Annotated in this window: 8 protein-coding genes; all 8 read left to right on the top strand. The window is 72.9% G+C overall.

Going from position 1 to position 14842, the window contains the following annotated elements; genetic code table 11:
• Positions 1-185: 185 nt before the first annotated feature.
• The 8 genes from GQS09_RS04080 to GQS09_RS04045 all read left to right on the top strand — a co-directional run bounded on the left by GQS09_RS04080 (position 186) and on the right by GQS09_RS04045 (position 14716).
• A complete protein-coding gene (locus GQS09_RS04080; RefSeq protein ID WP_093840846.1) occupies positions 186-1523 on the top strand; it encodes a B12-binding domain-containing radical SAM protein in 1338 nt (445 codons plus the stop codon).
• Positions 1524-1601: 78 nt separating this feature from the next.
• The gene (locus GQS09_RS04075) at positions 1602-2729 is read left to right on the top strand and encodes a DNA glycosylase AlkZ-like family protein (protein WP_165984584.1); all 1128 of its coding nucleotides are present in this window, start codon (positions 1602-1604) and stop codon (positions 2727-2729) included.
• A 96-nt stretch (positions 2730-2825) separates the two neighbouring features.
• Entirely contained in the window at positions 2826-3305 is a 480-nt protein-coding gene (locus GQS09_RS04070) for an NUDIX domain-containing protein (RefSeq protein WP_093840848.1), read from the top strand.
• Between the two features lie 205 nt (positions 3306-3510).
• Entirely contained in the window at positions 3511-7581 is a 4071-nt protein-coding gene (locus tag GQS09_RS04065) for a hypothetical protein (protein WP_165984583.1), read from the top strand.
• Positions 7581-10367, top strand: coding sequence for a BREX-2 system phosphatase PglZ (gene pglZ / locus GQS09_RS04060; RefSeq protein ID WP_165984582.1), 2787 nt, complete (start codon positions 7581-7583; stop codon positions 10365-10367). Before GQS09_RS04065 ends, pglZ begins: the two co-directional genes overlap by 1 nt.
• Positions 10364-11740: a BREX system ATP-binding protein BrxD gene (gene brxD / locus GQS09_RS04055; protein ID WP_165984581.1), complete on the top strand. Its 1377-nt coding sequence runs from the start codon at positions 10364-10366 to the stop codon at positions 11738-11740. Before pglZ ends, brxD begins: the two co-directional genes overlap by 4 nt.
• Positions 11737-13902, top strand: a complete 2166-nt coding sequence (locus GQS09_RS04050; protein WP_165984580.1) for a DEAD/DEAH box helicase — start codon at positions 11737-11739, stop codon at positions 13900-13902. Before brxD ends, GQS09_RS04050 begins: the two co-directional genes overlap by 4 nt.
• 187 nt (positions 13903-14089) lie before the next feature.
• Complete coding sequence (locus GQS09_RS04045) at positions 14090-14716, top strand: restriction endonuclease subunit S (RefSeq protein WP_165984579.1); 627 nt, start codon at positions 14090-14092, stop codon at positions 14714-14716.
• The last annotated feature ends 126 nt before the right edge of the window (positions 14717-14842 follow it).

Genomic DNA, 14842 nt, shown 5'->3' with positions numbered 1-14842 from the left:
CGCGCCCCTTTCGGACGGTCGTGCGGTGCGGTGTCCTGGCAGAGGCGGCAGCCCGCTGGAGGCCGGCGACACGCCGTCGGCGGGAAGCGCGTGGGGTCAAGCGGTCACCTCCGCGCGTGGCGCCCCGGACAGCGGGCGGGGCGCCGGCCTGCCCACGCACGCGGATTCGGACACCGGAGGCGGCCATGCGGATCGCTCTCGTCTATCCAGAGGTTCTCGATCTCGCGCGGTTCAAGGAGAACCGCAAGGAATTCCCTCCCTTCGGAGTGCTGTACCTGGCCGCCGTGGCCGAGGCGGACGGCCATGACGTGCGGGTGGTCAAGGTCAGCGGCAGCGATCACGTCCGGGACTTCACCGGGTACGACGTCGTGGCCTTCACCATCCCGTCCTCGGCGACCTACGGGATCATCCGGGACTGCCGCCTGCAGAGCCGCTACGACGGAGACCCGCTGATCCTGGTCGGCGGGGTGCACCCGAACTTCTATCCCGAACAGACCCTGCGGGACATCGAGCCGCACGCGGTCGGCATCGGAGAGGGCGAGGAGACCTTCCGCGAGCTGATCGCCCAGGCCCGCACGCGGCGCTTCGCCGACATCCCCGGCCTGTGCCACCTCCGCGGCGGCGAGGCCGTCCGGACGCGGCCGAGGACTCTGCTGAAGGACATCGACGCACTGCCGCTGCCGGCCCGCCATCTGCTGCCGCCAGAGGACCTGGTGATGAGCGACCGGCTCAGCACCACCGATCTGCGCATGGCCCACGTGATGTTCAGCCGGGGCTGCCCCTTCCCCTGCCGGTTCTGCGCCGCGGCTCAGACCCGCATCCAGTACCGGTCCGGTGCCGGTGCCCGGCGGGAGCTGGTGGACATGATCGAGCGGTACGGCATCGAGGGCTTCGCGATCGTCGACGACAACTTCATCGTCAACAAGCGCAAGGTCCGCGACATCTGTACCGGCATCGCCGACCTGGGTCTGAAATGGTCCGCACTCTCCCGCGTCGACACCGTGGACGAGGCCCTGCTGGGGGACATGGCCGCCGCCGGCTGCCTGGAGGTCAAGTACGGCATGGAGTCCGGCAGCCCGCGCATCCTGAGGGCGATGCGGAAGAACATCACCCCCGACCACATCCGGCGTGCCGTGCGCTGGACCAGGAACGCCGGCATGCACGTCAAGCTCTTCCTCATCCACGGCTACCCCGGCGAGGACCGCGCCAGCACCCGGGAGACCATGGACCTCCTCGCCGAACTCGCCCCCGGGATCGAACGGGTGTCACTCTTCCGTTTCGTGCCGCTGCCGGGCACCTACGTCTACGATCACCCGGCCGAATTCGACCTTCACGGGACCAGCAGCCGGCCGGGCTGGGACGGCGACTGGGCCCAGTACCACATCCACCACAACCACAAGCACTGGTGGGGCACCCCCGACCAGTTCGCCGAAGTCGAGGCGGGTTATCGGGAGCTCGCCGGAATGGTCGACGAGCTGTGGCCCGACCGGCACCGGGTTCCCACTTCCGCCCCCGGAGCCTGACCGTGAGCACTACGCTCAAAGCTCCTCGCGGCCCACCGGCCACGGCCGCACCGCAGAGCGCACGAGGAGCGAATCGCAGTGACCCCGGTACCAGTCCTGCCCGCGGCCGTCGAGCGCGCAGCCGTCGCCAACCGCCACGGCTGGGGCACCGGCCCCGCACCCCGCGACCTTCCAGGGCTCGCCGGAGCCCAGGCGGGCCTGCACGCGGCCCGGCTGCTGACCCCCTACGTCACGGCCTACTCGCGCTTCGCCGGCACCTTCTCCCCGGCACAGCTCCGCCAGGCACTCGCGCCGGGCGGCACGCTGCTGAAGGTGCGGTGCATGCGCCGCACCCTCCACCTGTGGCCCCTCGACCAGGCCGCCGACGCCCACACGGCTTCGCTGCGACTGCGGCTGGGTGCCACCGCGGCGACCGGCCGGCGCCACGGTCTCACCGGCAAGGATCTCCGTCTGTGGGCCGACCGGGCACGGGAGGCCCTGGCCGGCGGCCCCCTCGGCTACCGCGACCTGACCGCACGCCTGGCCAAGCAGAACCCCGCAGCCGGCATCGAGGCCGCCCGGCTCGGCATCAAATGGGCCTGGGAGGCCGGGCACCTCACGTGCCGGAACACAGCTTCCTCCCTCCACCGCGAGCAGCGGCAGTTCGCCCTCCTGGAACACTTCCATCCCGGTCTCACCCTCAATGCCACCGAACCGGCGACGGCGACCGTCGCTCTGGTCCGCCGCTACCTGCGCGCCTACGGCCCCGCCGCCGAGAGCGACCTGCTGTGGTGGTCCGGGCTCACCCGCTCCGAGATCACCCCCGCCCTGGCGGCGATCCGCCGCGAGATCACCCCCGTGCGGGTGGCGGGCCTGCCGGAGACCCTGCTCGTCCTGAGCGAGGACCTGGACCGGATCCGCGCCACGCCACCGCTGCCTCACGATCACGTCCGGCTGCTGGCCTTCGAGGACCCCACGTGCAAGGGCTACTTCACCACCCGCGCCCGCTACCACGACCCCGCGCACACCGCACGTGCCTTCAACCCCATTGGAGAGGTCCGCGCGGCCATCACCGTCGCCGGACGGATCGTCGGCACCTGGAGCTGGGAGAAGAGGACCCGCACCGTGCACGCCGAATTCTTCTCCCGACTGCCCCGCCGCATCGCCGCCACCGCCCGCCGACAGCTGGAGGCAGCCCAGGAGTTCCTGCGCACCGAGCCGTCCTGACCACCGCCCGCCATGTGGGGGACCATGGCCGTTCCCGATCACCGGGCGTGGCCATAATCGGAGCCTCACCAACCCCATACGAAAGCGCTCATCACCGTGGCCTCCCTCTCCACCGCACGTCACCGCCGCATCTGTGACGTCCACCTTCTCCTCGTCCGCGACCGCCAGGTCTTCCTGACCCTGCGCCGGGGCGGATACGCCTCCGGACTGTGGCAGGTCCCCAGCGGCCACCTCGAAGCCGGTGAGCCGACCGACGAGGGAGCCGCCCGCGAAGGGCTGGAGGAGATCGGCGTCCGGGTCCGCCCCGAGCACCTGGAGCTGGTCCACTTCATCGACCACCGGGCGCCCGGGGAAGAACCGCGCCTCGGCGTCTTCTACCGCGCCACATCCTGGGAGGGCGAACCCCACAACGCCGAACCCCACAAATGCGCAGGCATCGGCTGGTACGACCTCGACGCGATTCCCGAGAACACCGTCCCCTACCACGCGGCAGCCCTCGCCCACATCGCCGCCGGCCGCGCACACGCCCAATTCGGATGGGGCCGGGCACCCAGCATGGCAGTCCAGAGACCGTGAGCCGGTGGCATCACCGGTCGACAAAGCAGGCCAAAGGTGCATAGCGGTCGGCCCCGCGCGTTGCGCTGCGCAACGATGACGTCACGGGCGGACCGCCGTCGGCGCATGCTGGCAGGATGGGATGCCGCGGGTGGCGCGGTGCCCGTGGCACGGGCGGGCGGCCCGTGACGGCAGGTCCCGAGGCGACGGGGAGTGAGACAGGCACATGGCGGTCGGCGACGGCATGGTGCTCAGGGATGTCCTCGACATCAAGGAGGACATGCGCGCGGGAGACTTCAAGGTCGAGCTGTCCGGCGGCTTCGGCTCCGCCGACGAGCTCGGCCGGCGCATCGAGGAGTATGTGGTCACTCCCCAGCTCGCCGACCAGTTCTCGGCGGCGCTCGGCATGGTGCGCGGCTCCCTCCGCAAGGGGGCGTCCTACGCCGCCTATCTGCACGGCTCCTTCGGGTCCGGTAAGAGCCACTTCCTCTCCGTGCTGCACGCGGTCCTGAACGGGGAACCCGCGGTGCTCGGCAAGCCCCGGCTGCGCGAGGTGATCGCCGAGCACCAGGACTGGCTGCCCGGCAAGCGGTTCCTCATGGTGCCCTACCACCTGGTGGGAGCGGCCAACCTGGACTCGGCGCTGCTCGGCGGCTATGTCTCCACCGTCCGCAAGCTGCACCCCGACGCACCCACCCCTCCCGTCTTCCGGTCCGATGCCATGCTCGCCGACGCCCGTGGCCTGCGCGAGCAGCTCGGCGACGAGGCGTTCACCCGCCTGCTGAACGCCGCCGCGAATGTCGCGAGCACCGCGAACACGGCGAGCGCCGCCGCCTCCTCGGCCGGCTCCGGCGACGAGCTGGACGAGCTGGACGAGCTGCGGCCGATCGGCTGGGTGGAGGCGGTGTCCTGGTCCGCCGAGGACCTGGACCGCGCCTTTGCCGCGCCCGCCGGCGACCCGCTGCGCGACCGGCTGGTCTCCGCGCTGGTCAGCGGCCCCATGAAGTCCTACGCGAACAGCGTGCGCGGCGACGCCGCGGCCTATGTGCCGCTGGAGAACGGCCTGGCCGCCATGAGCCGGCACGCCGCGTCCCTGGGCTACGACGGCCTGGTGCTGTTCCTGGACGAGCTGATCCTGTGGCTCCAGGCGCACATGCGGGACCGGACCTTCGTCAACGACGAGATCATGAAGCTGGTCAAGCTGATCGAGTCGGGCGAGGCAGACCGCCCGGTGCCGGTCATCTCCTTCGTCTCCCGGCAGCGGGATCTGTCCCAGCTCATCGGCGCGGACATCCTCGGCTCCGACGTCAAGAACATGGAAAAGGCGCTGGAGTACCTGGAGGAGCGGTTCACCCTGATCAACCTGGAGGACCGCAACCTGCCGGAGATCATCAAGGAGCGGGTGCTCAAGCCCCGCCCCGGCCGGGAGCAGGCTCTTGAGTCGGCCTTCGCGGGCGCGGAGAAGTTCCAGCAGCAGGTCAAGGACGTCCTGCTGGACGGCGAGGGCGCCACGCACGCCGGCTGGGCCGACTTCCGGGCGGTCTACCCGCTCTCGCCGGCCCTGCTGAACGTGCTGGTCGCGCTCTCCGGCGCGCTGCAGCGCGAGCGCACCGGCCTGAAGCTGGTGCAGCAGCTCCTGGAGAAGAACGCGGACACCAGGGTCGGCCGGCTCATCCCGCTCGGCGACCTGTGGGACGTGCTGGTGGACGGCACCGGAGCCGCCTTCACCGACCGGCTGCACAACGACTCCGAGGCGGCGCAGCGCTTCTACACCAAGGCCCGCGCCTGGCTGCTGGCCAAGTACCGCTCCGAGTCCCACCCCGACTTCCTGGCGGACGACCTGTTCGTCAAGACGCTGCTGCTCGGCGCGCTGGCCCCGGATGTGCCGGCGCTGCGGCGGCTGACCGGCGCCCGGCTGGCCGCGCTGAACCACGGTTCGGTGCGGTCCCGGACGGTGCCCGCGGGGCATGTGGTGATCCGCCGGATGCGGGAGCTGCAGGCGGAGTTCCCCACCGAGGTGCGGGCCGACGGCGAGGCCGACCCGGTGTTCTCGCTGCACCTCACCGACCTCGACATCGAGCCGCTGCTGGACGCCGTTGCCGAGGAGGACAAGGCGGGCGTGCGCCGCCTGTGGATCCGGGACCGGCTGTGGGCGGCGTTCGGCGTCACGGACACCCAGTTCGTCTCGGAGCGGGAGATCGTCTGGCGCGGCACCCGGCGCACCGCGGAGTTCGTGTTCGGCAATGTCCGTGACCGGTCCAGCCTGCCCGACGAGCAGTTCGCCGTGTCCGCCCCGGGCAATATCCGCTTCGTGCTGGACTACCCCTTCGACGACAGCGACGCCTTCCCCAGCGACGACTTCCAGCGGGTGGAGCAGCTCCGTACCAGCGGGCAGGTGTCCCAGACCCTGGTCTGGCTGCCGCACTTCTTCTCCGAGCAGCGCAACGCCCAGCTCGGCCGGCTGATGCGGATCAACTTCCTGCTGGAGCGGGACCGGCTCGCCGACTACACCGGGAACTTCCCGCCCGACGACCGGGTGAAGATCCGCCGCCAGCTCGAATTCGGCCGTGACACCCTGACCAAGATCCTCACCGATGCCCTGGGCGAGGTGTACGGGATCGCCGCCGTGCAGGACGGGTCGGTGGCCGTGGAGGTCACCGAAGGTCGGCACCTGCTGTCCCTCCAGCCGGAGTTCCCGCGCCCGCAGCCGCAGGCCGGCAAGTCGTTCCTGGACAACGCGGTGCACCTGGCCGACGGCCTGTTCTCGGCCGTGCACCCCAAGCACCCCGACTTCGGCCCGGACGCGAAGGGACAGCTCAAGGCGGTCACGCCCGCGGAGCTGCGGACCGCGCTGGAGTGGGTCACCCGGGCCGTGGACGGTGGCGGTCGAGTGGAGGTGGAGAGCCACCAGCTCCGCCAGGTCAAGCGGATCGTCGAGCCGATGGAGATCGGCACGGTGCACGACGGTCCGCTGGTGCTGCGCAGCGACTGGCGCACCCGTATCAACCAGGCCGCCGCCAGGCACGGCGAGACCGGGGACCTGGCGGTGGAGGACATCCGCGGCTGGATCGCCGGCGACATCGGCTGGACCGGGCTGGACAAGCTGACCGCCAACCTGCTGATCGCCGTCTACGCCCTGCTGGACGACCGTGCCTGGGTGCTGCACTCCAGCCCGGATGTGGCGGCGCCCGATCTGAACGCCATCGGGCCGGGCTGGGCGCTGCGCTCGCAGCCCATGCCGGCCGAGGAGGAGTACGCGACCGCCCGCGAGCGCGCGGCCCAGCTGTTCGGCATCCGCTCGCAGCCGGCGCTGTTCGCCCGCAACGTCAACGGGCTCGCCCAGCAGGTGCGGCTGCGTGCCGAGCAGTGCGAGCCGGCCGTGGTGGGCATCCGCGCCGCGCTGGAGCGCCACGCGGCCCTGCTCGGCCTCGACGGGGCAGATGACGACGTTCATGTTGGCGGCCGTGGCGACGGCCGTGGGGGTGCGGACGGGTCTGCCCCGCGTCTGGCCCTGCTGCGCGACGCCGCGGCACTGCTCGCCCGCCTGACCCGGCACCGCACTGACAACACGGCCCTGGTGCGGGCGCTGGCGGCGGCGCCCCGGACGGTCGAGGACAAGGTGCTGGCCACCACTCTCTCCTCGGCGCCCGCGGTGCTGGAGGCGCTGGACGACGCGGACTGGCAGATGCTGCGCAGCGTCCGGGGCCTGGCCGGCCGGGACGACAGCGTGGGGGACCGGGCCCGGCGGCTGCTCGGCCAGGTGCGGCGGACGGCGCGTGCCCCGGAGAACGAACGTGCGCTGGCACCCGTGCTGGGCACGATCCGGGAGACCGGCATGGAGATCGTCAACGCGGCGCTGAGGGTGGAGCGGGCCGCCCCGCTGGTTCCGACACCGGCACGGGAGGCCGGTGCCGATGGCGTCTCGCTCGGCGAGCACGCCGACCCGGTGCTTCCGGCCCGGAGTCCGGAACCCGGCGCCGGGCACCGGCCCGGCCCGGCCGGCGGCAACGGCTACGGGGAGGGGGACGGCTGGGGCGGCACGCCGCGGTCCGGGGCGGGCCCGGCCGGCGGGCGTCGCCGGGTGATCCGGCCGGGTGCCGCGGAGGGCGGGCTTACCGAGGCCGAATCGCTCCTGGCAGCCGAGCTGGCCGCGGTGCAGGGCGAGATCAGTGCGTTCCTCGCCGCCCATCCCGGGGTGGCCGTGGAGGTCTCCTGGGGTGCGGTGCCGACGGGCGGGGACGGCGGGAACACCGGCTCCCTCGAGGCCGGCCTCGCGACCGACCGGGAGGAGACCTGATGGCGCCGCGTCCGGTGGTCGGCCGGCGCGTCATCGAAGCGCTGCTGGAAACGGAGCTGATGAACGCCGAGGGGCGGCGGCTGCTGCTGGTCGACGCCGTGCATGAGGAGTCGGGCCACTGCGGCGAGTTCACCCTCCGCGCGGACGGGCGGATGCACCGGGTCCGCGTCACGGACCAGGACTCCGCACTCGGCATCGCCGACGCCTGGCAGCGGCACCTGGCCGAGCCGGCGGAGGCGGGCGAGGAGCGGATTCTCGTGGTCACCGGGCGGGTGCCCGCCGACCAGATCGGCTGGGATCTGCGGGCCCAGGCAATGCGCGGCCGTCCGGTCGGGGTGGACCGGGCGGACATCGTCAAGCAGCTGTTCGGGGCTGCCGACCTGGACCCGCGGATGGTGGGCGAGACCTGGCTGCTCGACGCCATCCTGGACACCGAGCCGCCCGGCGGCTGGCCCCGGTCGGGCACCGTGGTCACCCGGGACCACGCCGTGCGGGCGCTGCTCTCCGCCCGGCTGGGGCTGGGCGACGTCACCGCCGACACCCTGGACCTGGACGCCGACCGGCTGTTCTCCTGGACCCGCACCTCTGCCGGTCCTGCCGCGTTCGCGGCCCTGCCCGCCGCCCAGCGGGAGGGCCTGACCGGGTGGCTGGCCGAGGCGGTGGGGCTGTCCGCCCCGACGCTGCTCGCGCTGGCCGCCGCCGGCCGCGGCGGCGACGCGCTGCCGCTGGGGGCGCTGGCCACGGCCGTGCTGCATGCGGACGCGGGAAACGCGGCCGGGTTCGGTCTGGGCGCCCTGTTCGGGCAGGCCCTGGAGTCCTACGACCGGCTGCCGCCGTTCGCCGAGGCAGCGGACGGGGTGCTGAGCCGGTGGATCGCACAGGCCGAAGGCGCGGGACAGCACAGCGAGGAGGCCCGCGACCGGGTGCTGGCCGTGCTGGACCGGGCGGACCGGCTTGCCCAGGAGGCGCATCTGTCCGGGCCGCTCAGCGGCGACCGGATGCTGCCGTCCGGCTACCGGGCCCGGCTGCACGCGCTCGCCGACGCCCTGGACAGCCGCGAGCCGGCCGCCGCGGAGGCGGCGCTGCGCCGGGTCACCGAGCACCAGTTGGCCGAGCTGCACGCCGAGTCCACGGCCGCGGCGCGCGCCGCGGTGCGGCTGGTGCGCTGGCTCGCCGGGCCGGTGCCGCAGGTGACGTCCGTGGCACAGGGGGTGCGGGAACATCTGGCGTCCTGGGGCTGGGCGGACCGGGCCGTCAGCGTGCTGACCGAGGGGGACGCCGGGCGCGATCAGGCGGTGGGCCACGCGTACGAGAGGCTGATAGGAGCGGTCCGCCAACGCCGCAGCCTGCTGGACGAGCAGTTCGCCGAGCGGCTGGCGGTGTGGGCCGAGGGCGCCTCCCAGCAGGCCCCCTCCGGGGCGCTGCTGATCGAGGACGTGCTGGAAAAGGCAGCCGCGCCGCTCGCCGCCAAGGACTCCCGGCCGCTGATTCTGGTGCTGGACGGCATGAGCGCGGAGGTGGCGGTGCAGCTCGCCGACGGACTCGACCGCCGGGTGTGGACCGAGATCGTGCCGAAGACGGGGCAGGGCGGGGTGCCCGGCCGGCTGGCCGCCGTATCCATGCTGCCCACGGTCACCCGGATCAGCAGGGCGTCCCTGCTGAGCGGGGCGGCCACGGCCGGCGGGCAGTCGGCGGAGCAGGCCGGGTTCGCGGCCTTCTGGAAGAAGCGCCATCGCAGCGCTGCGCTGTTCCACAAGGGCGGCTATGAGGGCGGTCCCGGCCACCGCCTCGCCCCCGCGCTGCTCGACGCCCTGGCCGGTGATCAGGTCGTCGGGGTGGTGCTCAACACCATCGACAACTCGCTGGCCAGCGGCCGGGAGGGCAGCCGCACACACTGGCGGCTGCGGGATGTGGCCAAGCTGCCCGACCTGATGAACGCGGCCCGTGACTACGGCCGGCCGGTGCTGCTGGTCTCCGACCACGGGCATGTGGTGGACCGCACGCCGCACGGCCACCGGCCCGCCGATGTGCCCGGCGCCGAGTCCGCGCGCTGGCGCACCGGTGCGCCCGGGGCCGGAGAGGTGGCCCTGGCCGGGCCGCGCGTGCTGGCGGCGGACGGCAGGCCCACCGCCCTGACCGCCGCATGGCGGGACGATCTGCGCTACACCGCCCGCCAGGCGGGGTACCACGGTGGCGCCTCGCTGGCCGAGGTCACGGTCCCGGTGATCGGGCTGGTGCCCTCCGCCGATCTGATTCCGCAGAACTGGACCCTCCTTCCGCGCGAGCGGACCGCGCCGGCCTGGTGGCGCGGCGGCCCGGCGGACGGGGCCTCCCCGGCAGCAGCGCCGACGACGGCACCGGTGGCGGCGCCGACGACGGCCGCGCCGGTGGTGGCCGCCGCGGGCGGCGGCCGGAAGCGTCCGGCGCAGCACGGTGAGGGCATCTTCATGCTGCCCGGCCTGGGCACGACGGGCGAACGCGTGGTGCAGACCGCGCAGTTCCGCGCCCAGCGGGAGTTCGTGCGGCACGCCCCGACCGAGAAGGCCGTGGCGGCCGTCATCGACGCCCTGCTGGACGCCGGGGGCAAGCTGTCCCCCGGAGCGGTCGCCGCGGCGGCCCAGGCCGCGACCGGCAAGTCGCAGCGCAATCCGGAGCGGTTCGCCACCGTGCTGGAGCGGCTGCTCAACATCGACGGCTACCCGGTGCTCGGCCTCGTCGACTCCGGGCACACCGTCCAGCTCAACAAGGCTCTTCTGGAGCAGCAGTTCCTGGCGGACCGGTCATGACCACACCCGCCCGCGACATCAGTGCCGCCCGTCGCCGTGATGTGATCGACGCCCTGCGGCGGGGAACCGTGCCCCGCTCGGGCCTGGACCTGTTTGCCGTCGGCATGGAACGCTTCGCCGCCGCGCTGGACGACGACCTGGCCACCGTGGCCCGGGGCGGCTCCGCGTTCCGTGCTGTACGGGGCGAGTACGGCTCCGGCAAGACCTTCTTCGCCCGCTGGCTGGCCGAGCGCGCCAAACGCACCGGGCTGGCCGTCAGCGAGGTGCAGATCTCGGAGACCGAGACCCCGCTGCACCGGCTGGAGACCGTGTACCGGCGGCTTGCCGAGCGGCTCACCACCGCCACGCACCCGCCCTCCGCGCTGCGTGCCGTGGTGGACTCCTGGTTCTACACCCTGGAGGAGGACATCCTCGACGCGGGTGAGGTGGCGGACGGTGACGAGGCGGCGCTGGCCGCGGCGGTGGAGGAGCTGATGGAGCGGCGGCTCGCCGAGGTCGCCCGCACCACCCCCGCCTTCTCCGCCGCCCTGCGCGGCTACCGGCGGGCGGTGGCCGACGGAGACGGCGCCACCGCCGAAGCGTTGATCGCCTGGCTGGGCGGGCAGCGGTCGGTGGCCGCCTCCGCACGGCGGGCCGCCGGGGTGCGGGGCGATCTGGACCACTTCGGGGCCCTCGGCTTCCTGCAGGGGCTGCTCACCGTGGGACGCGACTGCGGACACCCGGGTCTGCTGCTGGTGCTGGACGAGGTGGAGACGCTCCAGCGGATGCGCGGGGACGTGCGGGAGAAGTCCCTCAACGCGCTGCGCCAGCTTCTCGACGAGATCGACGCCGGCCGCTTCCCGGGCCTGTTCCTGGTCATCACCGGCACTCCGGCCTTCTACGACGGGCAGCAGGGCGTGCAGCGGCTCGCCCCGCTCGCCCAGCGGCTGGCCACCGACTTCACCACCGATCCCCGGTTCGACTCGCCGCGTGCCGTGCAGCTCCGGCTGCCCGGCTTCGACCTGCCCGGCCTGGGGAGGCTCGGCCGGAACGTCCGTGCGGTGTACCAGGGCGCGGCCCGGCACCCGGAGCGGGTCGCGGCCCGGGTCGACGACGCCTACGTGGATGAACTCGCCGCCGCGGTCACGGGCGGGCTCGGCGGCAGGGTCGGGGTCGCGCCGCGCGTCTATCTGCGCAAGCTGGTCGCCGATGTGCTGGACCGGGTCGACGAGTTCGAGGATTTCGACCCCCGGCGCCACTACTCCCTCACCCTGGGCTCCGCCGAACTCAGCGAGGTGGAGCGCAACGCGGCGGGCGGTGCCATGAGCGCCGCGGGCTCCGTGGGTTCCGCCGGTCCCCCGGGCGCGGACGGCGTCGAGCTGGACCTGCCGTGACCGGTGAGGGCGGGGCCTTCGACCTGCTGGACCCCGTGCTCGGCCACCACATCGTGAACTCGCTGGGCTGGCGCAGCCTGCGCCCGCTGCAGGAACAGGCCGTCGCGCCGCTGCTGACGGGCGAGGACGCGGTGCTGCTCGCGCCGACCGCCGGAGGCAAGACCGAGGCCGCCGTCTTCCCGCTGCTGACCCGGGCGGAGCGGCACGGATGGCAGGGCACCTCCCTTCTCTACGTCTGTCCGCTGCGGGCACTGCTGAACAACCTGCTGGCGCGGCTGGAGACCTACACCGGCTGGCTGGGCCGTACCGCGGCCGTGTGGCACGGTGATGTCGCCACGGGCCGGCGCCGCCGGATGCTGACCGAACGCCCGGATGTGCTGCTGACCACGCCGGAGTCGCTGGAGGCGATGCTGGTCAGCGTCCACGTGGACCACCGGGCGTTCCTCTCCGGGCTGCACTGCGTGGTGGTGGACGAGGTCCACGCCTTCGCCGGGGACGACCGCGGATGGCACCTGCTGGCGGTCCTGGAACGTGTGCAGCGGATTGCCGGGCGCCCGCTGCAGCGGGTCGGGCTGTCCGCGACCGTGGGCAATCCCGGGGAGCTGCTGGCCTGGCTCCAGGGATCGGGGCACGGCCGGCGGCCCGCCCGCGTCGTCGCGCCCGAGCCGGGGGTACCGCCCGGTGCCGCCGCACCGGGCAGCCCACCGGGCAGCACGCCGGATGCCGCGCCGGACATCGAGCTGGACTATGTGGGTTCCCTGGGGAACGCGGCCACCGTCATCGCCGCCCTGCACCGGGGCGAGAAGCGGCTCGTCTTCTGCGAGAGCCGCCGTGCGGTGGAGGAACTGGGCGAGCAGCTCCGGCTGCGCGGCGTCACCACCTTCCTGTCGCATGCCTCGCTCTCCGTGGCGGAGCGGCGCCGTGCCGAGGCGGCCTTCGCCGAGGCACGCGACTGTGTCATCGTCTCCACCAGCACCCTGGAGCTGGGCATCGACGTGGGCGACCTGGACCGGGTGATTCAGCTCGACGCCCCGGCTACCGTCGCCTCCTTTCTCCAGCGCCTCGGCCGCACCGGGCGGCGGCCCGGCGCCACCCGCAACTGCCTCTTTCTCGCCGTGAGCGACGAAGGATTTCTCGCCGCCGCGGCCCTGCTGCTCCAGTGGTCCCGGGGATGGGTCGAGCCCGTGGTGCCGCCTCCGGAGCCGCGGCACATCGTCGCGCAGCAACTTCTTGCCCTGTGTCTCCAGGAACACCGGGTCGGCGACGCCCTGTGGGCGGAATGGTGGCACGGCCTCAGCCCCTTCGAACCGCGGACCGCCGCTCCCGTCGTGCGTCACCTGGTCGAGCAGGGTTACCTGGACCGGGACGGTGATCTGCTGTTCATCGGTCCCGAGGCGGAACGGCGCTTCGGGCACCGGCATTTCATGAATCTCACCGCCGTCTTCACGGCACCGCCGGAGTTCACCGTGCTCAACGGCCGCACCGAGATCGGGCGCACCGATCCCGATCTGCTCACCGAGGAGATCGAGGGCCCGCGCAAGCTGCTGCTGGCCGGACGGAGCTGGCTCGTCACCTACATCGACTTCCGGCGGCGGCGGTGCTTCGTGGAACCGGCCGAGGGCGGCGGGCGCGCCAAGTGGAGTTCCTTCGGCTCCACGCGCATCCACTCGTCCGCCCTCACCCGTGCGGCGCGCGATGTCCTGCTCGGCACCGATCCGCCGGTGCGGCTGACCCGGCGTGCCCGCGCCGCCCTTGCCGAGGCGCGCGCCGTCCGGGCGGGAACCGTTGATCCGGCGGGCACGGTGATCACCCGGCGTGCCGACGGCGAGGTGCGCTGGTGGACCTGGGCCGGCCACCGCGCCAACGCCACTCTCGCGGCTTCGCTGCCCACCGCGGTCTCCGTCCATCACCGGGTCGACGACTGCTGGGTCCGCCTGCGGGCCGATGTGACACCCACGCTGTGGCGCACGGCGGTCGCGGATTCCGCCGAGCGTCTGTGCCTGCCGGAGATCGACGAGCGTGCCGTCAAGGGGCTCAAGTTCGCCGACGCCCTGCCCGCGTCCCTCGCCCGGGCAACCCTCGCCCAGCGCATGGCGGACCTGGAGGGCGCCCGACGGGCACTGGCAGAACCCGTGTCGTTCCAGGTCGAAGCCGAGGGGTGAAGGCCTGCGGCCTCCGTCCAGTCGCAGTCCCGTTTCAGGGCACGTAGCCCCCGCGTCCTCCGCTGCCCGACTCTCCCCGAGCAGCCGACGACTGCGCGCGGCGTCAGATCGCGTAGGTACCTACGCGCACCCTCTGCTACTCTATGAGATGTCAGAAACGGAGAATCAAAAAGAATTGAGGTCTTCGATGGAGGCTGGCGCTCGGGAGGTCACGCTCGGGGAGCTGTGCGAGATCGTCTCCGGCCCGTCCGGAAGCTGGCTGGCCGGGATGTCTGCGGAGCTGGAAGGAGGTGTCCCCGTCGTGACGCCGGCAGATATCACCGAGTACAACCGGGTGGACCACCGGGGGATGAAGAGGGTGGGACGGGACGCTGCCGCTGCCCTGCCCGACCGCTACCGGCTCCGTGCGGGCCAGATCCTGATGGTGCGCCAGGCCGTAGTGGGGCTCGGACGGCGGGCGCTGGTGCGGCAGGAAGAGGATGGGTGGTTGTTCGCCACGTCCTGCGTGCTCCTCACGGTGACCTCCGAGCGGCTGCTTCCGCAGTACCTGGTGCATTACCTCGGGAGCACTGCCGTCCGGTCCTGGCTCAGCCACTACGCCAACCCCGGCCAGGCCGTGAGCACGATCAACGCGCGCGAGTTGGCGTGGCTGCCGGTGGTACTGCCCGACCTTGCCGAGCAGCAGGTGCTGGCGGGGGCACTCGACGAGATCGACCGGCAGATGCTGTGCAACGCAGAGGAGAACCGTCGGCTGGTCCGGCTCGGCCAGGCTTTGCTGACCGAGAAGACCGGAGGCCGGCGCCGGACAGGGTGAGGGGTCCCTCCCACGCCCCCCGCGTCGCGCCGCTGGGGTCCCGCGGCGCACGCCATGGCCAGCCCGGAACTGAACCGCGCCGTTTCCCCTTCGTCCTGTTCGGAAGGAGACCCGTCATGCCTCCCG

It is taken from the genome of Streptomyces sp. YIM 98790, from assembly GCF_011421595.1.
Lineage (GTDB): Bacteria > Actinomycetota > Actinomycetes > Streptomycetales > Streptomycetaceae > Streptomyces.
The sequence above is the reverse complement of the archived record's forward strand: the minus strand, read 5'-3'. Positions and strand labels throughout refer to the sequence as shown.

Coding starts and splice junctions, on each gene's coding strand:
- pglZ (WP_165984582.1), top strand. CDS start 7,581: ATGGCGCCGCGTCCGGTGGTCGGCCGGCGCGTCATCGAAGCGCTGCTG.
- GQS09_RS04045 (WP_165984579.1), top strand. CDS start 14,090: ATGGAGGCTGGCGCTCGGGAGGTCACGCTCGGGGAGCTGTGCGAGATC.
- GQS09_RS04080 (WP_093840846.1), top strand. CDS start 186: ATGCGGATCGCTCTCGTCTATCCAGAGGTTCTCGATCTCGCGCGGTTC.
- brxD (WP_165984581.1), top strand. CDS start 10,364: ATGACCACACCCGCCCGCGACATCAGTGCCGCCCGTCGCCGTGATGTG.
- GQS09_RS04065 (WP_165984583.1), top strand. CDS start 3,511: ATGGCGGTCGGCGACGGCATGGTGCTCAGGGATGTCCTCGACATCAAG.